This is a genomic window from Actinomyces sp. HMT 175 (assembly GCF_016694895.1).
Classification (GTDB): Bacteria; Actinomycetota; Actinomycetes; order Actinomycetales; family Actinomycetaceae; genus Actinomyces; species Actinomyces oris.
This window is the reverse complement of the sequence record NZ_CP068012.1, coordinates 799,955-822,989: the sequence shown is the minus strand read 5'-3', so window position 1 is coordinate 822,989 and position 23,035 is coordinate 799,955. Positions and strand designations below refer to the sequence as shown.

Sequence of the window (23,035 nt, the reverse complement as noted above, 5' to 3'; positions counted from 1 at the left end):
GCGACTTTGGTGAGGGAGCCGGTCGGGGTTAGTCGGAGTCCGGGGTGAGGGCTCAGCCCTGGTAGACGATCTTGGCCTTGACGTCGTCGACGGCCTCCTCGCCCAGGTAGTGGCGCACGATCTCCAGGCCGAAGTCGATGGCGGTGCCCATGCCGCGGGAGGTGATGACGGGGCCGTCGGTCACGACGGCGGCCTGGCTGACCTGCGCGCCGTGCTCGGCGAGCACGCCCACGAAGCCGGGGTTCGACGTCGCCTGGCGGCCCTCGAGCAGGCCCAGCTCGGCCAGGATCGAGGGGGCGGCGCAGATCGCGGCCACGGGCCGGCCGGTGCGCACCCGCTCAGTGACCGCAGCCATGAGGGGCTCAACGGCCTTGAGGTTGGGGGTGCCGGGGATGCCGCCGGGCAGGACGAGCATGTCGTAGTCGTCCAGGTTTGCCTCGGCCAGGGCGAGGTCACAGGTGACGACGATGTTGTGGGAGGAGACGACGGCCCGCTCGGGAGTCACGGAGATCATCGTCGTGGGGATACCGGCGCGGAAGAGGATGTCCACGGTCGCCAGCGCCTCGACCTCCTCCAGCCCGGGGGCGATGAAGACGGCGACGGCCTTGTCGGTCCTCTGATCGGTGGGCGCGTGGAAAGCGGGCATGTCTCCTCCAGGAAGGTCGGCTCAGGTCAGTGCGGCTGGCGCCATCACCCTACGCGCCCGTGACGCCGGGCGTGAAGGAAACCGCGCCTCCCCGACTCTTCGGGCAATCCTCAGCGCTGGCGCAGGAGGTGCTGCTCGGCGCTGTCCAGGATCGGCCGGGCGGCCTGCGGCGCGTAGACGCTCAGGCCGCCGTCGGACACGGGCAGCTCCACGCTGCCGTCGTCGGCGACGGCGACCGGCTCGTGCCCGCCCAGGACGCAGATCCATTGCTCGCCGGCGTGCCGCGCCCCGACGTGGAGACGCTTAGTGGCGGCCCTGCGATCGGACAGAACAACGGCGAGCCCGGAGCCGGGGTGGGCCTCGTCGCCCTCGCGCCCGAAACCGACGACGTCGGGGTCGTCGAAGGCGTCGTGCTGGGGGCCGTGGGCCAGGGCGCGTCGCATGGTCATGAGCAGCGGCAGCTCGGTGACGGCCGGAAGGTCACCGGTCTCGGGGGTGCCGAACAGGTCGCCCCAGAAGACGCAAGGGGTTCCGGCCTCGCGCAGCAGGATGAGGGCGTAGGCCGAGGGCTTGAACCAGGGCTCGATGGTGGAGGCCAGGGACTGGCCCGGCTGGGTGTCGTGGTTCTCTACGAAGGTGACCGCGCGCGCGGGGTCGGCGGCCACGAGGGTGCCCTCGAAGAGGCGGGTCAGGTCGACGTCGCCATTGGAGCTGGAGGCGGCGTGCAGGTGGAAGTGGAGGGGGACGTCGAACAGGCTCATGAAGGGCACGGCCTCCAGGTAGCCCTCCAGCTCGGCGACGTCGCGGGACCAGTACTCGCCCACGGCCGGCAGGGCGCGGCCGGTGGCGCGGCGCAGCTCGGGCAGCCAGCGGGCGAAGAAGTCGGCGCCGACGTGCTTGAGGGCGTCCAGGCGCAGGCCGTCGACGCCGGTGGTCTCCACGTACCAGCGCCCCCAACGGTCCATCTCGGCGCTGACGGCGGGGTCGATGACGTGGACATCAGAGCCCATGAGGTAGTCGTAGTTGCCGAGCTCGTCATTGACGTTCTCGTTCCACTGCTTTCCTTCGAAGAGCCAGACGCCCTGCTGGTGGCGCGCCTCGTCCCAGTCGGTGCCGTGGAAGCAGGTCCAGTCCCAGGTGAAGTCCGAGTAGGCGCCGGCGCGCCCCGGGAAGGTGTAGCGGGTCCACGCGGTGATCTCCTCGGTCTCACCGATGGGGCGCGTGCGGTCGTGGGGGTCGACGGGCGTGGCGCGCACAACCTCGGTGGCGTCCCCGCCCATGCGGTGGTTGAGGACGATGTCCGCCACGACGCTGATGCCGGCCGCGTGCAGGGCCTCGATGGCGGCCAGGTAGTCCTCCTTGCTGCCGTACTTGGTGGGGACGGTGCCCTTCTGGTCGAACTCGCCCAGGTCGTAGGTGTCGTAGACGCCGTAGCCGACGTCCTCCACACCGGCCTGGCCCTTATAGGCGGGAGGCAGCCACACCGAGCTCACCCCGCAGTCGGCCAAGAGGGCGGCGTTGTCCGCCAGGAGGCGCCAGTGGGTGGAGTCGGCGGGCAGGTCCCAGGCGAAGGCCTGGAGCAGGAGGGGGTTGACGACATCGTCCGGGTTGGCGGGGCTGGGCTGGGCGTGGTTCTCGGTCACGGTTCCGATGCTGCCAGCCCTCCCCCTCGGCCGGGGACATTCCACGCGACCGGGTGCGTGTCATTCCGTCCGGGGGCGTTCGACGCCGTCGGGGACCGGATTCCTGTCCCCCGACGCGCGACATGTCCCCGGCCGGGAGAAAATGCACCCCCACGCGCAGGATGTCCCCGGCCGAAGAAAGGATGCGATGTGGACACTGCGGATGGGCGGCCTCATAATGGTGGGGAGCCACCCGGGTGCTAGCCGGGCGACTCCCCTCGCAAGGGAACGGCCTAGCCGATCCACGTGCTGAGGGCATCCACAAGGACACCGACGGCCCGGATCAGGCGAGCGACAGCGTTGAGTACTTCGCTCACCTTCCGGGCCGTTACCTTGCCCTTGCGGACTTCTGCGCGTCGCCCTCTCGGCTTGGACACGGCCCTCACCTCCTCCCGGCCCCTTCCTCCCCGGCAAGGACATGAGTGTTCCGGGAGAAGATGCCATGGGAGGCATCACCCATCATGCCAACGAGCATCGACAGCCCTTCTCGGACTCCACAACACGGGGAATCCGCGGCGAGACAGTCGCCCTTGTGGACACCGGCGTCGTCGGTACCCGTCCCGTGCCTCTTGGTCTCCAATACGCAGTGACGGCCGGGGGCATTCCACGCGGCCGGGTGCGTGTCCTTCCGAACGGGGGCCTTCGACGCCGTCGGGGACCGGATTCCTGTCCCCCGACGCGCACCTTGTCCCCGCCCGGAGGACAGTGCACCCCCACGCGCAGGATGTCCCCCGCCGGAGGGGAATGCCCCCGGCCGAGGGAAGGATGCGATGTGGACGGTGCGCAACGGCGCCGCTCGCGACTCGCGAGTAGATCAGGTTGGTGCGAGCAGGGCAGCGACGTCGTCGAGCTGTACGGCGATCTCGGTGAAGTCCCGGTCCAGGTCGAGGGTGCGCACGTGGAAGCGGTGCCCGGTCTCGGTCCAGGTCTCGCGGATCGGCGGGTCGACGGCGGTCTGGGCGTAGAGCAGCATGCCGGCGACCTCACGCCCGGACTGCCGGGGGTCACTGGCCTCGTGCATGACGTAGCTGTAGATCTGGTTGCGGTTGGCCGGGGACAGGATCGACCTGTCGTAGCGGGAGCCGAGAATGCGCCCGTAGCACTTGGTGTCAATGATGAGGGTCCGCTCCGGCCCGGTCAGGACGATGTCGGTGTGCAGTCCCGGGAGGAAGACCGGGGCGTCTTCGATGCCGCCGCTCACCCAGGGAGCGCCGGCGCGCAGGTGGGGGTGGTGGCGGCGGAAGTAGGCCAGGACGAAGCGCTCGTACAGGGCGCTCAGCTCCTGGGGGTCGAGGAAGTCGGCGAGGCTGACTGCGCCGTCGGCGCCGCTGAGCAGCCGCTCGTCCAGGACGAGTCGGCACACGCCCATGAGCAGCCGGTAGGAGCGGTTACCGCGGTGGAAGCGCAGGCTGTCCCAGTGCAGCTGGCGCAGGTCCCCGACGCTCATCACCTCGACGTCGCCCATGACGAGCAGTGTGGACTTCAGACGCTTCCGGCGGGCCGGGGCGACGTCGCCGTGCAGGATCAGGCGCAGGGCGGCGGTCTTGAGGAGCCGGTTCATGAGGGTGTTCTCGGTGCGCTCGTCGTATCCGCAGCGCACCAGGCTCCTGCGGCGCGCCCTCAGACGCATCGTGGCGGCCGGGTCGATGCGTCCCCGCACCACCGTCAGGTCCTCGCTGAAGGGCTGATAGTCCCGCTCGAAACCGCGTCGGCGCTGGTTGTCCAGCCCACCGACCAGGATCGCGGCGAGCATGTCGTGGACGTGCTCGAAGTCCTCGGCCGCCAGGCGCCGGTGCTCGCCGGTTCCCAGGGCCTTGAAGGCGTAGGCGAGCATGTAGTAGACGTTCTTGAGCAGGACGGTGCTGGGACCACGCTGGTGCGGTCGGCCGGGAGCCCCGTCTCGCGCCCGGCCGGGCAGGGCGGCCGTCATCCCAGGACGCTCTCCAGCTCGTGGATGCTCTCGTCCATCGCTGAGGGATTGTCGAACCAGTACTCGCGCACCAGCGGCTCCAGCTCGTAGCGCACCACCGAGGTCACGTCCGCATCCGTGCCCGCGGGGTTCTCGGGGCCGGCCGCAGGCAGGCACAGGTAGGAGTGGCCGATCTGGAACCCGGGGCCGAGGGCCTCGTCCTCGGCGATCCGCTGGTTGAGGCGGCGTACGACGTCGACCAGCGCCTCCAGCCTCGAGCTGCCCACGGCCTCGACGTGCCTGAGGAACCCGGGGTGATCGAGGGCCGGCCTCATCTCGAAGAAGGCGAAACGGCGCCGTAGCGCGTAGTCGATGAGGGCCAGGCCCCGGTCGGCGGTGTTCATCATGCCGATGATGTGGAGCCGTTTGGGGACGGACAGCAGTTCCCCGGACACGGGCAGGCGCAGTGCCTCCCCACGGTGCTCGGCCTCGATGAGCATGAGCAGCTCGCCGAAGGCCTTGGAGATGTTGGCCCGGTTGATCTCGTCGATGATGAACACGTAGTCCCGTCCCGGGTCGGCGGCGGCACGCCGACAGAACCTGGCGAAGACGCCCTCGGCGGCCGCGAACCCGCCCTCGGCCGTGGGGCGCAGCCCGACGACGACGTCCTCATAGGCGGTCGACTGGTGGAACTGCACCACCTCCACCCGCGAGTCATCCGTCTGGCCCATGAGGGCGTAGGCCAGGCGCTTGGCCGCGAAGGTCTTTCCCGTGCCCGGAGCGCCCTGGAGGATGAGGTTCTTCTTGCGTCGCAGCAGCCCGAGCATCTGCTCCACGTCCTCGGGCCTGAGAAAGACCTCGTCCAGGAAGTCGGCACTGGTGTAGTGCTCGTCCGCCTCATCGAGATCGTTGTTCCCGCGCCGCTCGTCCACGGACGAGGGAGAGTGCGAGTCCTCGATTCCGATCAGTGCGTTGAGCTGGTCCGGTGTGTACTTCGTGTTCTCTGTGAGGCGTTGCAGCATCAGTCTGCCGATCCGCTGCTCGAGCGGCCAGGAACCGACATGCGTCCACTCGACGTCACGCACCGCCCGGAAGGATGACCGGTCCTCGTCATAGCGATAGTCAGAGCGAACCACTCCACGCCCCACGATCTCATTGAAGCTGCGGCGGACATAGACGATGTCGCCCGGTTTCATGGCATGGATATAGTCCCACACCGAGTCCGCGGCCTTACGCGGACGGCCGCCCCAGTCCCCGTAATGGGTGTAGAGCGCGTCCAGAAGTGACTCCTTGTCGGGGAAGGAGGCAAGATCACCGACCCGGTCCCAGTTGAGCGCCATGATCCCGGCCGTTCGAAACTCCTCCCATCTCGCTGCACCCTCGCCCGGGGTATAGAGCCAGTGCTGGAGGTCATGCTTCTTGGCTTGATTGGAGTCCCCGACACCCTGCGCCCGGGCGGAGGCAGTCGACGCACCTGAGGCGTTCCGGTCCCGGAACAGCGACTCGAGCTGGGCCGGGTTGTAGCTCGTGTTCTCCGTGACTCGTTGCAGGCTCACTGCGCCCACACGCCGGTCGAGCAGCCAGGAACCGACATGCGTCCACTCGATGTCGCGCACGCAGCGGTAGGCGGGCCGGGCGTCGTCGTAACGGAACTCCGAGCGGACGACGCCGCGCCCGATGATCTCGGTCGGACCGCGCCGGGCGTAAACGACGTCGCCGGGACGCATCGTGCGGGTGAAGTCCCGGATCATTCCCGCCGCGCCTGTCGGCCTGCCTCCCCAGTCCCCGTAGCCGGTCTCCAGCGCCTCGATGACGGCTTCCTCATTCGGGTAGCTGGTGGGGTCACCGATCCGATCCCAGTTGAGCGCCATGATCCCGGCCGTTCGAAACTCCTCCCACTTCCCGGCGCCCTCGCCCGGGACGTAGAGCCAGTAGCCGCGCTCCTGCTCCCCGGCCGTCTGAGCATCCTTATCCGACGCCGTCATCGGCTCACTCATGATTCCTCCTCGTCGCCCGTGCCCGCAGCGCTGCGGGCACGTCCAGGGGGAATAGTAGTGCCGGCTCACCCCATCGGTACCAACCGGGTACACGCACCTCCGGGTCTGGACATCCGATGCCGTCGGGGACATTCCGCACGGCCGGGTGCGTGTCCTTCCGGCCGGGGACGTTTCCGTGCGGCCGGGGGCATTCGACGCCGTCGGGGACCGGATTCCTGTCCCCCAACGCGCAGGCTGTCCCCGACCGGGAGGGAATGCACCCCCACGCGCAGGATGTCCCCGTCGAGACCGGCCGCCCAGGCCTCGTGTCGGTCCAGTGCCGACCCGTGCCGGGCCAGTGCCAAGCCAGCACCAGCCAGGCCCTTACCCAACACCCCATCTGATACCAGTCTGGTACCACCTGTTACTGTGGAGGCATGGCGATGACATTGCGCTTGAGCAAAGAGGATGAGCGGCTGCTCGCGCTCCTTGCGGAGGAGGACGGGGTCAGCCGCCAGGAGGCGACGATCCGGGCGATCCACGAGGTGGCCGCCCGCCGCGGACATGAGCAGCGAGTCACGGACGCCTCCGCCCGCATCCGCAACCGGTATGCCGAAGTCCTGGAACGCCTCGGCCGCTGATCGGGCAGAGATGGTCGAGTACCTGACGCTCGAGGACGCACTATCACTCATTGAGGACCTCGCTGTGGGACCGGTCCGGGATCTCGGCCTGCTCGACTCGGCGCTGCACCGACCTGCGACCATGCTCTGGGGACACGACGCTTACGCCACGATCGATGAGAAGGCGGCGGCGCTGCTCGATTCCCTGGTCCGCAATCATCCACTGGCGGATGGCAACGAGCGCCTGGGGTGGTTGGCCACGCTGGTCTTCCTGGACATCAACGGCCACTGGGTCGAGGCCCCCGACGACGACGCCTACCGGCTAGCGATGGACGTCGCCACTGGGAAGCTCTCACTCAAGGAGATCACTGAGGCCCTGTCTCAATGGCACGGCCGCGACTCGGAATAGAGCAGCACGGCGGGACACGGCGTCGGCCTCTCGGCCTGGAGACGCACGCCTCCAGGCCCGGGCGTCCGGCGCCATCGGGGACATTCCACGCGGCCGGGGACGTTTCCGTGCGGCCGGGGGCATTCGACGCCGTCGGGGACCGGATTCCTGTCCCCCAACGCGCAGGCTGTCCCCGACCGGGAGGGAATGCACCCCCACGCGCAGGATGTCCCCGTCGAGATCGGCCGCCCAGGCCTCGTGTCGGTTCAGTGCTGAGCAGTGCCAGACCGGCACCAGGCCGGGTCCTTCCCCAGGCCGCTACCCAGCACCGAACCAGCGTCCATCCAGCGCTCAGGCCGGTGCCCGCAGCACCACGATGCGCTCGGAGAGTCTGCCCACCAGCGGCAGCCGCGTCAGGGGCGAGAGCAGGGGATGGTAGCGCGCGATGGTGCGGGTGAAGGGGACGTCGTGGAGCAGCGTGTAGCCGGGGGCCACCGTGCGGCGAAACTCGGCCGCGCTGGAGCAGCCGTAGGTGTTGCGCGCACCGGCATCCTCCACTGAGCGCTCCCGGCCGTACTTCTGGAACAGGCGGGGCATGACCTCGATGAGGACGGTCGCACCGGGCAGGCGCGCAGCGATGATGTCCAGGAGCATGCGCACCTCCTCCTGCTCGAGGTACATGCTCAGTCCTTCGATGATGACGAGCACGTCGCGGCTCATGTCCTCCAGCTGGTCGGGCCAGTCGGGGTCGAGGGCGGAGGCGGCAATGGTGCGGTGACGCTCGCCGTCCTCGAGCAGCCGACGTCGCAGCGCGATGACGTCGGGCAGGTCGAGGTCGTACCAGGTGACGCGCCCGTCGTCGAGGCGCTGGAAACGGGTGTCGAGCCCGCAGGCGATGTTGACCACCGTGCAGCCGGGGTGGGTGTCCAGGTACCCGGCCACGAGCGGGTCGAGCGTGAGGGTGCGCAGCACGACGCCGTCGGCCATGAGCCGGTCCTGTCTGGCCATGGTGAAGTCGTAGTCGAGCCGGGAGACGAGCTCAACGGCGGCAGGGTCTGTGAAGCGCGGCCGTTCGGAGAGCGTGTGCTCCGCCCTGGCGTGGAGGGTCAGCAGCATCGTCTTGCTGACACTGGTCAGGTCCGCAGTCCCGTGTGCGCTCATGCGGTCAATTCTGCGACGCCTGCGGCTCGGGAACCACCGCTGTCAGATAAACGGGCTGCGCCGCCCGTTCCCGCTGTTCGCCGCGCGGCTCACTCCTCTCGGTCCTCCTCGAGGACCCCGTTCCAGGCCAGGAAGCCGATGGTACGGCGCATGGCCTCCTCCCAGTTGGCGTCGCCGAAGCCGTGGGCGGCGCCGGGGATGGTGACGAGCTCGGCGTCGGGGGTGGCGCTCACGGCGGCCCGGGAGACCTCGATGGGCACGGCGCGGTCCTGGTCCCCGTGAACGATGAGGACGGGACGGCGGTAGGTGGCCAGCTCGGCCCCGACCTCCAGGTTCCAGCCGTCGACGGCGTAGGCGCGCCCCAGGCGGGTGCCCGCCCAGTCGAACTCCTCGGGAACGGCCGCCGGAGTGTGGAAGGCGGCGCGCAGGTTCTCCCCCAGCCGCAGGGCCGGGTACCACAGGGCCAGGGCGGTGATCCGCTGCGGGTGGCGGGCGGCCGCGAGCGCTGCGACCGCTCCGCCCAGGCTCAGCCCGAACAGGGCGACCCGGGAGGCGTCGACCTCCGGCCAGGCGCAGGCGGCAGTGAGGACGGCTTCGAGGTCGGCCAGCTCGGTGAGGGCCGACATCGCGGTGGTCTCGCCCTGGCTGGCGCTGCCGCCGCCCCCGCGGAAGTCGAAGCAGATGGCCACGGCCCCGGCCCCGGCGAAGCGCCGGGCCATGGGGGCGACGCGGGTGTGGGAGCCCTCCATGCCGTGGCAGCAGATGACCAGGGGCGCGGGGGCCGACGACGCCGTGCGCGGGACATAGGCCAGTCCCCCGAGCCTCTGCCCCTGGACGGTGAGGGTGACCTGCCGTGAGAGGTAGGGCTGCGTCGTCGTCACGTGTTCTCCTTGCTGTGCGGGGCCGGCAACGAGAACCGGCCCGGCGGCCATCGTAGACGGGCCGCCGGGCCGGGCGCGGACCTGCCTCTCAGCGGTAGGCCTCTGCGGAGGCACTCTCGTCGTAGCGGGCCACGAGGACCAGGCCGGACAGGGCGTAGGGGCCTCCGATGTAGGGCATGACGTGGACCAGGGCGGCGGCCACCTTCTGACGGGAGGAACCGGCCCGGATCGCCCCGGCAACGTGCGGGCGCAGCTGGGTGGTGGCGCCGATGGCGGCGATGGCCACCAGGCTGATGAGCTCGCGTTGGGCGACGTCGAGGCCGCCGCGGGTGGCGAAGTCGCCGAAGGCGGAGGAGGTCAGCAGGTGGGGCACGAACTCGTCGAAGGGCTTAGGCAGGGCGGAGAAGACCTCCTTGACCTCGTTGCCGTACAGCGGGGCCTGGATGGCGGCGCCGGCCTGCTCGCGAGCACTGGGGTCAGTGGCATCCACGGTGCCGGCATTCTCCAGGGGCAGGGAGATGCCGTTGGCCTCGAAGACCCCGTTGGCGATGTCGATCGCGTTGAGGGTCTTGGGGAAACCGATGTAGGGGGCGCACTGGTAGATGGTCTCGCGCAGCTGGAGCGGGCTGGCTCCGATGTTGAGGGCGGCCCCCACGTGGGCCTGCAGCTGCGGGAGGGTCTGCATGGCGGTCAGGGCGGTGATGGTGAGCAGCTCGCGCTCGACGTCGGTGAGGACGCCTGTGGAGAAGGCCTCGTCGAAGATCCCGTTCTGGAGGATGTCGAACAGCTCGGGGTCCGTGGGGTGAGGTTGGGGCTCCACCCCGAACAGCCTGGTGAAGGTCTCACGTGCTTGAGGTGTCAGCGCCATGGAGGGCTCCTTACGATGTGCAGGTGGCTCCTGCTGAGCATGTCACGTTCAATGCCCCAGCGACAGGCCCCAGCAGTCCTCCCAGAACACGGGATCTCAGCCACGCCGGACGAGCACAGAGACCCAGTCCTGCCGAGTATCGAAGATCCGATCCACCCGAATGAAGTGCTCTTCAATGCTGTCAACAGCCAGCAGACGACCAGCCACAACATAGCGACTATCAGTTGGCGTGCCAACAACAACATCCAACCTGCTCCCGGCCAACGGGAAGCTACGAGCCCCTTCGACCGCCTCAAGCAGGGCATCCACCTGTTGAAACGCTAAGTCCGGGTCGCCTGAGGTCTCAACCGTGAAATCCCAGGCCTCATCAAGATCAATGAGAGCATCAGTGGAGTAGACGATCTCAGCACTCATGAGCGGAATCCCGCCGTGCGACGAAGTGCGCACGCACGTCTGCAGCACTAACCCACCCTTGCTCCTCACCAGAAATCCGACCCGCCTCGACCTCTCGGAGGAGACGACGACCCGCCTTAATGCGGTCATAGTCCTTCATATCGAGAAGGACGTACCTCCCATGACCATTCTTGGTGAGGAAAACAGGCGAGCCCTCCGCAACATCCTTAAGAACGTCGGTGTAGCTCCTCAGATCTGATACTGGCTTGATCGTCGGCATCACACCCCCCGCTGCTGAATCCTTCGATTAATTCTACAGCACGAGCATCAGGATGTCGAGATCTTGGCTATCCTCCAGGCCGCGCGGATGACCCGGGCAGCCTGCTTCTCGAGCTCGTCGCGCGTCAGGGCCGCACCTCCGTCTTCCGCCGCGCTCCGGTCTCCCGTGCCACGCCCTGCGCTCCCCCGTTCCAGGGCCGCCAGGAGGTCCTCCCGGTCCGTCTCGCCTCCGGGCATGAAGAGCTCGTTACCTGCCTTGATGGTGGCGGCCGCGGTGGCGCGCGGGTGCTTCATGTCGCTGCGGGTCATGCCGTCGACGACCCAGTCGGTCATGACCAGTCCGTCGAAGCCCCACTCCCGGCGCAGGATCACCTCGAGCAGCTGGGCCGACTCGGAGGTGTGGACGCCGTTGATGAGGTTGTAGGAAGTCATGACGGCGGCGGGGCGGGCCTGGCGCACGCAGATCTCGAAGGCGCGCAGGTAGAGGTCGCGCAGGGCTCGGGGGCTGACCCGACTGTTGGAGTTGAGGCGATTGGTCTCCTGGTTGTTGCAGGCCAGATGTTTGATGGTCACGCCCCGCCCCGGGTGGGACTGGACCCCGTGGGTGATGGCGGCGGCGATGCGTCCGGCCAGCAGCGGGTCCTCGGAGAGGTACTCGAAGTTGCGTCCGCACAGGACGCTGCGGTGCAGGTTGAAGGCGGGGGCGAGCCAGAGGTGAATGCCGAAGCGCTCCATCTCGGCCCCGACGACGTCGCCGAGTTGCTCGGCCAGCGCAGGGTTCCAGGACTGGGCGAGCGCGGTGCCGATGGGGATGGCGGTGGCGTACTGCTCACGGATCTCGGCGGGTTCGCGGGGTTCTGGCTCGTCGGCGATGCCGAGGGCCTCACGTCCGGCGTCGTCCATGAGCTCGAGGAAGGTGGCGGGCAGGCTGGAGTCGCCCAGTGAGAAGGGGCCCTCGGCGTCGACGCCGTAGGTGGGAGCCAGGCGCAGGCCGGCGGGCCCGTCGGCCATGATGATGCTGGGCAGGCCGGGGATCCGGGAGGTGGTCTGGCCCGCCGCGCCGATGACAGTGGTGGAGGCGGCCCCGACGATGGAGCCGGACTCCTCGCCGCGGCGGTAGTCCCCCAGGACGGTATACATGAGCTCGTTGTCGGAGAGCCCCCGGGCCAGGGTGTGGGCCTCGCTGAAGCCCTCCAGCGCGGACTGCTCGTCGGGCTCGGCGTGGTCCGGCAGACGCAGGTCGGTTGGGTCGACGGTGAGCACCGGCAGGCCGGCCGGAATGTCGAGGGACGTCGGCGCCTCGGGCTTCCAGTCGGTGAAGCCGGGCTCCCCCAGGTCACCGGTCAGGTGTCGCACGGTTGCGTCCTGGGCGAGCTCGACGACGGTGACGGGACTCAGCTGCCGGCTGGAGGTTCCCGCCCGCAGCAGGTAGCGCCTGGCCTCCAGGACCGTGGCACGGGCGGCCTCGTCGTAGGAGGCCAGGTCGGTCAGATCGACGTCGACGGTGATCCGTGCCGTGGCGCCGGGGGTGATCTCGTCGGTCTTCGTGAAGCCGGCCAGCGCCTGGAGGGGCTGGTCGAGGCGTCCGGCCGGGACACTGGCGTAGACCTGGATGGTCTCCTTGCCCGGGTAGCCGCCGGTGTTGGTGACGTCAACGTCGATGCTCACGCGGGCGCCGTCGAGGCTCACCTGGCGGATCTGGACGTCGAAGGTCGTGTAGCCCAGGCCGAATCCGAAGGGGAAGAGCGGCTCCTTGCCGACCGAGTCGTAGAAGCGGTAGCCGATGTAGACGCCCTCGCGGTAGTGAGTGTCGTCCGGGTCGCCGAAGTCGCCGATCTGGTCGCCCTCGTCCCAGGTGGCCCAGGTGGTGGCGAGTTTTCCGGAGGGGTAGGCCCTTCCCAGGAGGACGTCGGCGAAGGCGTCGCCGACGGTCGCGCCGAGTTGGGAGAGCAGGAGAATGTTGGCAACGTCGTCGAGCGGGCTGAGGTCGACGACGCCGCCCACGTTGAGCACGAGGAGGAACCGCTCGAAGCGCCCGTTGAGGTCGAGAATGTCGCGGATCTCGGTGTCGGTGAGTCTGAGGTCTCCGGCCTCGGGGATGCGGTCGCTGCCTTCCCCGGAGGTTCGGGACAGGACGTAGACGGCTGCGTGCGGGTCGGTGCCGGCCTGGATATCGAGGGGGATCGTGTACTCCGGCTCGGGCATGACCGAGCCCATGCCGACCATGATGGCGGGGACGCCGCGCTTGGCGGCCTCGGCCCTGATAGCGGCGATGAAGTCCTGGTGGGCCTGGAGACGGATACGGTCGTAGGCCTCCAGCCATGGCCGGGAGACGATCGTGAAGCCGCCCGCCTCCAGGCCCTCCTCGATGGTGGTGACGTGGCGGGAGTTGACGTCTCCGCTGCCGGTTCCGCCCTTGATGGTGTGTCGCGCACCGGAGCCGAACAGGGCGATCTCGCCCGGCTCAGCCAAGGGGAAGGCGCCATTGGAGCGCAGCAGCACCATGCACTCGGGGGCGAGAGCGCGGACGGCGGCGAGGTGGTCGATCTCGTAGGTTTCCATATCGCAGTCTCCTGTTGTCATGCCGACGGCTCCACCACGTGCCGGCCTCCGCACTGAGTGAACGAGCTGGATTCACCCCATCATCGCGGCATTCTGATGCCTACGATAACGGAGCAGACACCGGATCCGGAGATGATGCCGGAGAGCACTCGGGGCTCTGCGGAGTGGAGGAAATCATGAAGGCACCCAGGAGACTCAACGGGAGCAGGATCGCCGTCGGCATGGCCAGTGTGGGCCTGACGGTGGGGGCCTTCAGCCTTTACTCCCGCAAGCGATATGGCCGCTCGGCCGCGGCGAGCCTGGCGGAGTACGGCGTCCGGCCGGTCAAGACACTGGCGGCCCGCATTCCGATGACCGAGCGGATCGCGCGTCTGGCCGACCGCCCCGAACCTGCCCGCTCCGTCACCTTCCCGGCCTGGGGTCGCTTCTTCTACGACCTGGAGCGGAGCGAGGACTCCGGCATGCCCGTCTATCACGTCCGCCAGCGGACGCCGTCGAGCGCGGTCATCGTCTACCTGCACGGCGGCGGCTACATCTCCACGGCGGTCTCGGCGCACGCCTGGCTGGTCGATCATCTGGCCCGTAGGACGGGGGCCGACGTCGTCATGCCGCTCTACCCGCTGGCGCCTCACCACACCTGGTCCGAGGCGCACCGGCTGGTGCTGGAGCTCTATCGGCGCACGGTCGCGGAGAACCCGGGTAGGCGGATCATCCTCATGGGGGACAGCGCAGGCGGGGGCCTGGCGGCGGTCATCGCCCATTCCCTGGCCGAGGCCGGCGACACCCAGCCCGACGAGCTCGTTCTCATCTCGCCCTGGGTCGACATCACCAACACCAACCCGGATATCGCCGACTACGTCGACGCCGACCCGCTCATGGTTCCCGAGCCTCTCGCCGAGATCGGTCGCTCCTGGGCAGGCGATACCCCATTGACCGATTGGCACCTCTCACCCATCTACGGTGACCTGTCGGGCCTGAAGAAGGTGACGACCTTCGTGGGGACCCGGGAGATCTTCCTTCCGGACAATGCGCTCTTCCATGCCAAGCTCCTGGAGGCGGGCGTTGACTCGACGCTGCACGTCGGCGAGAACCTCAACCACGCCTATCCGATGTTCCCCACTCCCGAGGGCCGCCGGGCGCGCCGCGACCTCGTCCGCCTCATCACCGGGGAGCTCGCCTAGCCCAACCACGCCCCCTATTACCGCCACTGGCGGTAAAAAGTACGGCGGCAATCGTCGTCACATGACAGTGCGGCGATCAGGGACTCAAAGCCTTGAGAGGGAAGGTCACAGCGCCATCGGGAAGCATCATCGTGGGACCGTCCGCAGTAACAACAGCCCTGAACTGTGGGAGAGGTGTCCGCGTCGTGTCGACATTTCCCACGAACGCCGCCAGCGAGGACTGAGCCGCAGGAATCTGCCTCTGTCCCAGCTTGACCTCGAAGGCGGCCCACCGCCCGTCATCGAGCTCGACAATGACGTCCGCTTCTCTGCCCGACTTGTCCCGGAAATGATAGATGTGACCGCCCAGTACCTCAGCGAAGACCCTCAGGTGCTGCACGACCAGCGACTCGAACCAGAACCCGGCCGTCTCCAGGTCCTGCATCAAACGCCCCGGCGAGGTCGCGGTCACTGCCGCAGCCAGCGCGGGATCAACGAAGTGCAGTTTCGACGACGTCCGCACCGCATAGCGAGACCTCAAATGAGGAGCCCAGGCCGGCTGCTCCTCGACGACGAACAGGCGCTTGAGGGCGTTCACGTAAGCGATCGCCGTCTCTGCAGACAACGATTGTCCGGAGACATCCTTCGCGATGGTGGCGAAAGAGGCTTCCGTCGAAATATGCCGGGCGAGAGACCGTATGAGGGCACGCATCCTCAGGGGGTCCCGGCGCGGCTCACCATCGAGACGGCCGATGTCGATACTGATGATGTCATCGATATAGTCCCGCAGATGACGTTGTGCCTGAGAAGTCGTCAGATCACGATCCCCGGGCCACCCTCCGTGGACCAGCTCGTCAAGGACCTCGGCCACGCTCGTTCCCGAGACCAGCACAGGTTCGGGAGCCTGACCATCGAACAGTCCCGCAAGTGAGACGCTTCCATCGCCGAGACCACGCTCGAACAGAGTCATCGGACGCATACGGATTCGCGATACCCGATGTGCGCCTGAGTGGCGGGCAGCATCCTCAACCGGGACGGAGGATCCGGTCAGGAGGAACTGACCCGGACGCTGACGTGAGTCGATCTCTCGACGCACCAGATTCCACAGGGAGGGCTCGATCTGCCACTCGTCAATAAGACGCGGGGCCTCCCCGGCCAGAATCAGGGACGGGTCGACCTCCAGGGCCGCGCGCAGCTGCGGCAGCCCTGAGTCGAGGGCCACCTCGGAGGAGGCGTGCCGGCGGCCGGTCATGGTCTTGCCAGAGGCCCGCACTCCCTCGAGGAGGACGCCTCCCGAGTAGCCGAGCGAGTCCTGGACGACGTGGTCGACAACCCGCGGCAGATAGCCGTTCTGACCCACCAGTTCTTCAGCCTCTCTTGCAGGATCCGGCTTCGATCCGGATATTGGCGCCATTCTAATCCCCCATGTGACGCCCATCCAGTCCGGCATGTGGCGTCGTTTCGATCCGGCATGTGGCGTTTACTGACCAGGTGAACTCGAACTGGCTCGCTCACCGGAGACACGTCATCGACGGTGAAGAACTCATCCAGGTCAAGACCGCGCGTCTTGGCCCGGCTCACCCAGTCTGTGCGGAGCGGTAGTACATGACCGCGACCTGGGTGCGGTTGCGCAGGCCGAGCTTGGCCAGGATCGCGCTGATGTGGTTGCGCACCGTGCCCTCACTCATGAACAGCCGCGCCGCGGCCTCGGCGTTGTCCAGGCCCTCGGCCACGGCCTCGACGACCTCGTACTCGCGGTCGGTCAGGGCCGCGAAAGCCGTGCTCCGCAGATCCTTGGCGGTCGGTCCCGGACCCTCCTCGGCCTGCTCCCGCCCTCCGGCGGGCCCACCGAGCCCCATGGTGGTGCTGCGCTCGAGCACCTCTCCCTCCAGGACGCAGACCCCGGCCATGACGGAGCGCAGCGCCGGGGCGACCTGAGCAACGTCCTGCTTGATGAGGTAGCCACGCGCCCCCATCTTGAGGGCTCGCACGATGTACTCGTCGTCGGAGAAGGTGGTGAGGAAGACGATGCGCGCCCCGGCGTCCTCGGCCAGAATCCGCTCGGCCGCACTGAGCCCGTCCCCGCCGGGCATCTGGATGTCCATGAGGAGGATGTCGGGGGTCAGCTCCCGGTAGCGCTCGGTGGCCTCGGGTCCCGAGCAGCCCAGACCGACGACCTCGACGTCATCCTCGACCGACAGGATCGTGGACAGGGACTGGGCGACGAGCGCGTCGTCGTCGACGATGAGGACCCTCATGATGTTCCTTCTTTCCCTTGTCTGTCCTTGGGGATCGTGACGAAGACCGTGAACCGTGGCCGCGGGGTGATGCGCACCCGGCCACCCAGGGCCTCGACCCGCTCCGTCATGGAGCGCAGGCCCAGGCCCGAGCCGCCGCGGCCAGCGGCGGCCGGCTCCCCCTCGGCGGGGACGATGCCGTCATTGTCAACGGTCACCTGCCAGAACGCAGGGTAGTCGGTGACGGCCACGCGGGCCGAGCGGGCCCCACCGTGGCGGGCGGCGTTGGTCAGGGCCTCGCGCACCACGGCGACGACGCAGCGCGCCACCGCTGCCGGCGGCTCGGCCTCGGTGGAGCAGTCCACACGTACCGACTCGATGCCGCAGCGCGAGCCCAGCAAGTTGAGGGAGGTGGCCAGCTCCTCACCGTCGTCGGACAGGGCGTGGACGGAGCGGCGCATGGAGTCGAGGGCCTCATCCAGGCCACCGTCCAGGGTAGTGAGGTCGGCGACGACGCCGGGCTCCTCGCGGTGGACGACCTGGAGGGCCTTGACCTGCAGCAGGAGGCGGGTGAGGAGGTGGCCGACGCCGTCGTGGATCTCGCGGGCGATGCGGGTGCGTTCGGCCAGGGCGGCGGCGCGCAGCTCGTAGTCCTGGGCTTGGAGCAGCCGGGCGTTCGTGTCCTGCAGGGTAAGGACCTTCTCGCGCAGGTCGTCGCGCACCACGTGCAGGCTCCTTCGCGCCGCCTCCTCCTGGACGGTGCGCAGCGCGAGGAGGGCCGCGAGAGCGCAGACCGCCAGAGCGAGGGCCAGCACGGGCATGTCCCGAACCCGGGAGGCAACGGCGGCCACGAAGGGGACGCAGGCGGCTACCGCCGTCATTCGCGCACGCCGGGTCGTGAGCGCACCGAGACGGGCCAGGGCGTAGACGACCAGCGGCGCCCCGGCCACGGAGTCCGCCGAGAGGGCTCCCACCAGGAGGTAGGCGGCCGGCGCGGCGATCCCCCGCTGTCGCTGGTCGGCGCTCATGCTCAGGCCGGCGATGGTCACGGCCGCGATCAGCCAGATCACGGTGGCCGTCCCCGCTTGTCCCACGATCAGGGCCAGCAGGAGGCATCCGCACAGCAGTGCGCCCTTGTCGGCCAGAACCTTCACCCCTCGATTATCGGTCGGTGGCCGGCGCTCGCGGGCCCGGCATGCCGTTAGGGGACTCGTTCCGGCATCTCATGACAGAAGTCATGGGGGCCCGGCCGCAGTCATGACACCAGGCACTTCTGAGCGCCACCGCGCCCCGGGACCATGGATGCCATGAGCCGGGGACCACCGGCGGAACAAAGGAAGGAGCCGAGATGGACGGCGAGGATGAGAACCACGAGGCGGGCCTGGCGGTGGAGGTCGACTCCCTGGTCAAGCGCTATGGGGAGCTGGTCGCGGTGGACGGACTGTCTCTGACGATCCCGCGCGGTCAGGTGCTGGGGCTGCTCGGCCCCAACGGCTCGGGCAAGACGACGACGATCAGCTGCATCCTTCAGCTGCTCACCTACGACAAGGGCTCGATCCGCGTCTTCGGTGAACCGATGACGCCCACCTCTTACGGCCTCAAGCGCCGCATCGGCGTGGTGCCTCAGGATGTCGCCGTCTTCGATGAGCTCACGGTGGCGGAGAACGTCAACGCCTTCTGCGCCCTCTACGTGCGTGACCGTGCCGAAAGGCGCCGCCTGGTGGCCGAGGCGATCGCCTTCGTCGGTCTGGAGAAGTTCGTGAGGTTCAAGCCCAAGAAGCTCTCCGGCGGCCTGCTGCGACGCCTCAACATCGCCTGCGGCATCGCCCACGGCCCCGACCTCATCTTCCTCGATGAGCCCACAGTCGCCGTCGACCCGCAGAGCCGGGGCGCCATTCTCGAGGGCATCAAGCGTCTCAACGAGCGCGGTGCCACCGTCATCTACACGAGCCACTACATGGAGGAGGTGGAGCAGCTGTGCGACCGGATCGTCATCATGGACCGCGGCCGGCAGGTGGCCTCCGGCACCTCCGACGAGCTCAAGGCCATGATCGGCACCGGTGAGCGCATCCGGGTGGAGGTCATCGACCCCGCCCCGCTGGGCGAGGAGGCCCTGGAGGGCCTGCGCCGCCTGGAGCATGTGCGCACGGCCGCCTACCTGGACGGTGAGGTGCTCATCGAGTGCTCCCCCGGGGCCCACAATCTCACCGATGTCATGAGGGCGCTGGATGCCGCGGGGGCGACCTGCGGCCGGGTGACCTCCGAGCCCCCGACCCTCAACGATGTCTTCCTGGAGATCACCGGGCGGGCCCTGCGAGACGAGGCGGCCTGAGATGTTGACCGTCTTCCTGTACCAAGTACTCAGGCTCTTGCGAGACCGGGTCCTGCTCGTGTGGACGCTCGGCTTCCCCGTCGTCCTGTCCCTCATCTTCATGGCGATGTTCTCCAACCTGGACAAGGTCTACGAGGCCACCCCCATGAGCTTCGGCGTCGTCCAGGACGAGGCCTACCGGACCGCTCCGGGGCTGGACGCCGTCGTGGAGCGCATCTCCTCCGACGACGCCGATCATCACCTCATCACGAAGGTCATCCACTCCTCGGTCGCGCAGGCCGAGACCGCCGCGAAGCGGGGAGAGACCAACGGGTATCTCGCCGTCGAGGACAGCGATCCTGTGCTGCACGTGACTCAGCAGGGCAACGAGGCCGAGACGACTCGGGTGCTGCGAGTGGTCATGGACTCCTACCTCCAGAGGCGGGCCGAGTACGTGGCCCTGGCCAAGGCGGGGGCGGCTCCTGAGAAGCTGGCCGCGCTGGAGACCGATCAGGCCTTCACCCACTCGATCTCGGTGACGCCCTCCCCGGTCAAGCCGGAGACCCACTACTACTTCGCGCTGCTGGCCTTCGCCTGCGGCATGGGAACGACCGTGGCCATGGCGGCTGTGAAGGGGACTATGGCTGTCTCGCCGGTGGGCGCCCGGCAGACCTTGGCGGGTCTGCCCCGCTGGAAGGTCCTGACGGCCACGCTCGCGGCCTCCTGGGTGTGCGTGTTCGTCTGCCTGCTCGTCGCTTTCGCCTTCATGGCCTCGGTCGTGGGTGTGGACTTCGGGCCCCATGTGCTGCTGTGCCTCGTGGCGATCGGGGTGTGCAGCCTCATGGCGAGCGCGGTGGGCGCCGCCCTGGGGACGCTGGCCCGCCTGGAGATCGGGATGATCTCCGGCTTCACTTCTCTGCTGTCCTTGTTCACCGGCCTGTACGGGCCCGCATCCCAGTCCCTGGCCCGCTCCATCGAGCAGCACGCACCGCTGCTGGCGCAGGCCAATCCCCTGTGGCAGACGGCCCGCTGCTTCTACGGGCTCCTGTACTACGACTCTCTGGCGCCCTTCGCCCGCAGCTGCGCAGTCCTGCTGGGCATGACGTGCCTGTTCCTGACCATCGCCCTGATCCGCGCCAGGAGGATGACCCATGAGCACCTTTAAGACATGTGTGAGAGTTGTGGCCGCTCACCGGCTGTACATCCTCATCTACCTGGTGGTGCTGAGCCTGTTCGGTCTGTTCACCGGGATGGCCAAGTCCGAGGACAGCTCAGATGAGGTCACGGTCGCCACGGCGAGTGTGGCCGTCATCGACCGCGACGGCTCCACGATCTCCCGCGGGGTCAAGGGCTATGTCGAGTCCGTCGGTGAGGCTCAGCCGCTTGAGGACTCCAGGCAGGCCCTCCAGGACGCCACCGCGCAGAACCGCATCAGCTACATCCTCATCATTCCCGCCGGTTACGGGCAGAGGCTGCAGCAGGCAGCTCGCGAGGGCACCGAGCCGCCCCGCATGGACACGGTCATCGGGTATGAGTCGGCGTCCGGCGCGCTCATGAATGTGCGCACCGACTCCTACGTGGGGCAGGTCAGCGACTACCTGTCGACCACCACGGACGACCCGGCCCGGGCCGTGGCACTTGCCAAGGAGACGATGAACCACTCCGCCCCCGCGAAACGGATCACCCCGGACGCCACGCCTCTGTCCCACAGCTTCGTCACCTACGCCAGGTTCTCCTTCTACCCGCTCATGGCCTTCGCGGTCGTCACGATCTCCACGCTGATGGCGGCGCTGGGGCGCCGGGCGGTGCGCGCACGCCTCGAGGCCACCCCGGTCAGCGGCACTTCCCGCAGCCTCGGGCTGCTGGGCGCGTGCCTCGTGGTGGGGCTCGCCGGGTGGCTGTGGGTCTTCGGGCTGGGAGTGGCGACCTTCGGCCTGGGCAGCGTGGCGACGTCGACCCCGCTGCTGGGGGTGGTCGCTGCGGCTGTGGGCAGCTACACGCTCGTGGCGGTCTCGATCGGATTCCTCATGGGGCAGATAGGTCTGGGACAGCACGCGGCCAACGCGGTCGCCAACATCGGCGGCATGGCCCTGTCCTTCCTGGGTGGGGCGTGGGTGCCCATCGAGGGGTTGCCCGACTCGCTCGCCCGGGCGGCGAGGCTCACGCCCGGCTACTGGGCGGACCGAGCGATCTCCGGGGCGTACGAGGCGACCTCCATGTCCGCCGCCGTCATCGGGCCCCTGCTCGTGGACTGCGGCATCTGCGCCCTGTTCGCCGTCGCGGTCTTCTCCGTCGCCGTGGCCGTGGGGCGCGCCCGGGCCCGGTCGGCCCTGTAGGGCACTGGCGCGCGGAGCACCCGCCAACACGACCTTGGGGCCGGCCACCACCTGGTGACCGGCCCCAAAAGTCTGGCCCTACGGTCGACGCCGCGGTCGTCACTTCACCGCGACGAAGACCTTATCGGCGAGAAGACCGGGGGTCACCGCAAGAACCCCGTCCTGGGCGTTGGCCGACGGCACCGCGCGCACAACGTTGCCTGAGACGCTGGCCCCGTTGTACAGCGTGGTCAGAGTATCGATGGCATCCGGGGCGACGGCGAGGGAGTCGGCCCCATCGACGGTGACACCATCCGCCGTCACGAAGTCGACCAGCACAAAAGCAGGTGTGTCTCCGCTTGGGTCGTTGCCGATGTAGGTGGCGGTGTAGTTGATGAGAACGTATTCCTTCCCTTCAGCGGGAGGGTCGTTGAACTGGTTGGCCGCGGCGACCTGATCGTCAGCCTTGAAAGTGACCGAGTTGATGACCACTTTCCATTCCTTGCTGGAGATCTCGGTACGGAGCGGGTAGGGGTTCTCCCGAGTCTTTCCCTGCGCGGAGTCCGCAGCACTCGATCCTCCTGAGTTCGACGACGCCCCATCGGGAGCCGGTGCCGCAGAGACGGCACTCGTGGAGGACATCGCCTCATCGACAGCGTTGCTCACAACCACAAGGAAGACGAAGACACCGACGACAGTTCCGACAACCGAGACGATCACCGCGGTGATTGCAGGCCAGATCACCTCCCCCTTCCGGAAGAGACCCACCAAACCGACGATGAAGGAGATTGGCAGCAGAATCCAGCCGACGATGAGCGCGCCAGGGACGCAGGCGAAGATGAACCCGATGATCGCCATCACCAGAGCAACGATGCCCACGGTGTTGCGCCCCTTCTTTACTGGCGCAGGCGCTTGCTGAATGGGCACAGGAACCTGATCTTGAGGCGGGTACTGCTGGGGAGGGACGGACTGAGGAGGGTACGACATTGTGGCTCCTGATATTCGGCGATAGGCCGAAACGGGACAAACGAATGCAGCGACATCCGCTGCACCGCTCATCGTAGCCAGCACACCACCCAGACAGCACACCCAGAAGCGAAGTATTCAGAACTATTACATCCCAAAATGAACACTAACCTTCCGAATGAAACTTAATGTCATCGCAACTACCAGTGACATGACCACTACTCGCCAGGACATACATTTGCGCACATCGACCACCGCACCTCAACGGCCCAACCAAAGAAATATGGCGACCCGCAAAATGGAGTAGGCGTCAACAATCATTCACCCCAGATTCAAAGTCCATTGACGCACAGGACTCGAGAACCACTATCGATCTGCCGACGATTTTTCAAGACTCCAGCTGACACTCAGAAAAGCGTCCAACATTCCCGTAGCTCACGCAATTGCCACCCCAAGTCCATACCTCACCGGATCGGGAACGTACTTCCTGCACGAGGACTGACTTCTCCTCCAAACCACTACGGGGGAACCCCAGTAATCTGGAGGATACGTACGTCCTCGGCGAGAATCGCAGTCCTCGGTAGTCAGGCCCCCACTACCCCACCTGGCAGCCGACCCCGATCCCGCCCCGACACAGGCAGGCACGCCGGATCACGCTCACCACAAGCACAGCTAGGCCCC

Annotated in this window: 20 protein-coding genes; 6 read left to right on the top strand and 14 right to left on the bottom strand. The window is 67.8% G+C overall.

Annotated elements, in window-relative coordinates; translation table 11 throughout:
* Nucleotides 1-52: 52 nt before the first annotated feature.
* The 4 genes from JJJ14_RS03500 to JJJ14_RS03485 form a co-directional block, all read right to left on the bottom strand.
* On the bottom strand, nucleotides 53-646 hold the full coding sequence (locus JJJ14_RS03500) for a DJ-1 family glyoxalase III (protein WP_060956590.1): 594 nt from the start codon (nucleotides 644-646) through the stop codon (nucleotides 53-55).
* A 110-nt stretch (nucleotides 647-756) separates the two neighbouring features.
* Nucleotides 757-2,289 (bottom strand): alpha-amylase, encoded by a 1,533-nt coding sequence (locus JJJ14_RS03495; RefSeq protein WP_201444701.1) that lies wholly within the window; start codon nucleotides 2,287-2,289, stop codon nucleotides 757-759.
* A gap of 853 nt (nucleotides 2,290-3,142) precedes the next feature.
* Nucleotides 3,143-4,258 carry a 5-methylcytosine restriction system specificity protein McrC gene (locus tag JJJ14_RS03490; protein ID WP_201444700.1) on the bottom strand — a complete coding sequence of 372 codons (1,116 nt, stop codon included), beginning with the start codon at nucleotides 4,256-4,258 and terminating at the stop codon, nucleotides 3,143-3,145.
* On the bottom strand, nucleotides 4,255-6,234 hold the full coding sequence (locus JJJ14_RS03485) for an McrB family protein (protein WP_201444699.1): 1,980 nt from the start codon (nucleotides 6,232-6,234) through the stop codon (nucleotides 4,255-4,257). Before JJJ14_RS03485 ends, JJJ14_RS03490 begins: the two co-directional genes overlap by 4 nt.
* 416 nt (nucleotides 6,235-6,650) lie before the next feature.
* Between JJJ14_RS03485 and JJJ14_RS03480 the strand changes: the two genes are divergently transcribed.
* Nucleotides 6,651-6,854, top strand: a complete 204-nt coding sequence (locus JJJ14_RS03480) for a CopG family transcriptional regulator (RefSeq protein WP_201444698.1) — start codon at nucleotides 6,651-6,653, stop codon at nucleotides 6,852-6,854.
* 10 nt (nucleotides 6,855-6,864) lie between these two features.
* Nucleotides 6,865-7,242: a type II toxin-antitoxin system death-on-curing family toxin gene (locus JJJ14_RS03475; RefSeq protein WP_201445063.1), complete on the top strand. Its 378-nt coding sequence runs from the start codon at nucleotides 6,865-6,867 to the stop codon at nucleotides 7,240-7,242.
* Nucleotides 7,243-7,572: 330 nt separating this feature from the next.
* Here JJJ14_RS03475 and JJJ14_RS03470 read toward each other — a convergent pair whose 3' ends face one another.
* From JJJ14_RS03470 to JJJ14_RS03445, 6 genes are all read right to left on the bottom strand, one after another.
* Nucleotides 7,573-8,382: a class I SAM-dependent methyltransferase gene (locus tag JJJ14_RS03470; RefSeq protein WP_201444697.1), complete on the bottom strand. Its 810-nt coding sequence runs from the start codon at nucleotides 8,380-8,382 to the stop codon at nucleotides 7,573-7,575.
* A gap of 89 nt (nucleotides 8,383-8,471) precedes the next feature.
* On the bottom strand, nucleotides 8,472-9,263 hold the full coding sequence (locus JJJ14_RS03465; protein WP_236592901.1) for an alpha/beta hydrolase family protein: 792 nt from the start codon (nucleotides 9,261-9,263) through the stop codon (nucleotides 8,472-8,474).
* Nucleotides 9,264-9,351: 88 nt separating this feature from the next.
* Nucleotides 9,352-10,131, bottom strand: a complete 780-nt coding sequence (locus JJJ14_RS03460; RefSeq protein WP_201444695.1) for a carboxymuconolactone decarboxylase family protein — start codon at nucleotides 10,129-10,131, stop codon at nucleotides 9,352-9,354.
* Between the two features lie 96 nt (nucleotides 10,132-10,227).
* Nucleotides 10,228-10,545 (bottom strand): type II toxin-antitoxin system RelE/ParE family toxin, encoded by a 318-nt coding sequence (locus tag JJJ14_RS03455; RefSeq protein ID WP_201444694.1) that lies wholly within the window; start codon nucleotides 10,543-10,545, stop codon nucleotides 10,228-10,230.
* Complete coding sequence (locus JJJ14_RS03450) at nucleotides 10,535-10,804, bottom strand: type II toxin-antitoxin system prevent-host-death family antitoxin (protein WP_075374854.1); 270 nt, start codon at nucleotides 10,802-10,804, stop codon at nucleotides 10,535-10,537. The genes JJJ14_RS03455 and JJJ14_RS03450 overlap by 11 nt, the downstream gene beginning before the upstream one ends.
* A 47-nt stretch (nucleotides 10,805-10,851) precedes the next feature.
* Nucleotides 10,852-13,365 (bottom strand): glycoside hydrolase family 3 protein, encoded by a 2,514-nt coding sequence (locus tag JJJ14_RS03445; RefSeq protein WP_201444693.1) that lies wholly within the window; start codon nucleotides 13,363-13,365, stop codon nucleotides 10,852-10,854.
* 176 nt (nucleotides 13,366-13,541) lie between these two features.
* Here JJJ14_RS03445 and JJJ14_RS03440 point away from each other — a divergent pair, with 176 nt between their 5' ends.
* Entirely contained in the window at nucleotides 13,542-14,546 is a 1,005-nt protein-coding gene (locus JJJ14_RS03440) for an alpha/beta hydrolase (protein WP_201444692.1), read from the top strand.
* Between the two features lie 76 nt (nucleotides 14,547-14,622).
* Here the strand turns inward: JJJ14_RS03440 and JJJ14_RS03435 are convergent, their stop codons facing one another.
* From JJJ14_RS03435 to JJJ14_RS03425, 3 genes are all read right to left on the bottom strand, one after another.
* Nucleotides 14,623-15,885, bottom strand: a complete 1,263-nt coding sequence (locus JJJ14_RS03435; protein ID WP_101559429.1) for an ATP-binding protein — start codon at nucleotides 15,883-15,885, stop codon at nucleotides 14,623-14,625.
* Nucleotides 15,886-16,102: 217 nt separating this feature from the next.
* Nucleotides 16,103-16,783 carry a response regulator transcription factor gene (locus tag JJJ14_RS03430; RefSeq protein WP_060956599.1) on the bottom strand — a complete coding sequence of 227 codons (681 nt, stop codon included), beginning with the start codon at nucleotides 16,781-16,783 and terminating at the stop codon, nucleotides 16,103-16,105.
* The gene (locus JJJ14_RS03425) at nucleotides 16,780-17,916 is read right to left on the bottom strand and encodes a sensor histidine kinase (protein WP_201444691.1); all 1,137 of its coding nucleotides are present in this window, start codon (nucleotides 17,914-17,916) and stop codon (nucleotides 16,780-16,782) included. Before JJJ14_RS03425 ends, JJJ14_RS03430 begins: the two co-directional genes overlap by 4 nt.
* Nucleotides 17,917-18,110: 194 nt before the next feature.
* Between JJJ14_RS03425 and JJJ14_RS03420 the strand changes: the two genes are divergently transcribed.
* From JJJ14_RS03420 to JJJ14_RS03410, 3 genes are read left to right on the top strand one after another with little or no spacing between them, the layout of a single operon-like run.
* A complete protein-coding gene (locus tag JJJ14_RS03420) occupies nucleotides 18,111-19,094 on the top strand; it encodes an ABC transporter ATP-binding protein (protein WP_201444690.1) in 984 nt (327 codons plus the stop codon).
* 1 nt (nucleotide 19,095) lies between these two features.
* Complete coding sequence (locus JJJ14_RS03415; protein WP_201444689.1) at nucleotides 19,096-20,238, top strand: ABC transporter permease; 1,143 nt, start codon at nucleotides 19,096-19,098, stop codon at nucleotides 20,236-20,238.
* Nucleotides 20,225-21,409 (top strand): ABC transporter permease, encoded by a 1,185-nt coding sequence (locus tag JJJ14_RS03410; RefSeq protein WP_236592900.1) that lies wholly within the window; start codon nucleotides 20,225-20,227, stop codon nucleotides 21,407-21,409. The genes JJJ14_RS03415 and JJJ14_RS03410 overlap by 14 nt, the downstream gene beginning before the upstream one ends.
* Before the next feature lie 99 nt (nucleotides 21,410-21,508).
* Here JJJ14_RS03410 and JJJ14_RS03405 read toward each other — a convergent pair whose 3' ends face one another.
* Nucleotides 21,509-22,447, bottom strand: a complete 939-nt coding sequence (locus JJJ14_RS03405; protein WP_236592899.1) for a DUF4352 domain-containing protein — start codon at nucleotides 22,445-22,447, stop codon at nucleotides 21,509-21,511.
* Between the last annotated feature and the right edge of the window lie 588 nt (nucleotides 22,448-23,035).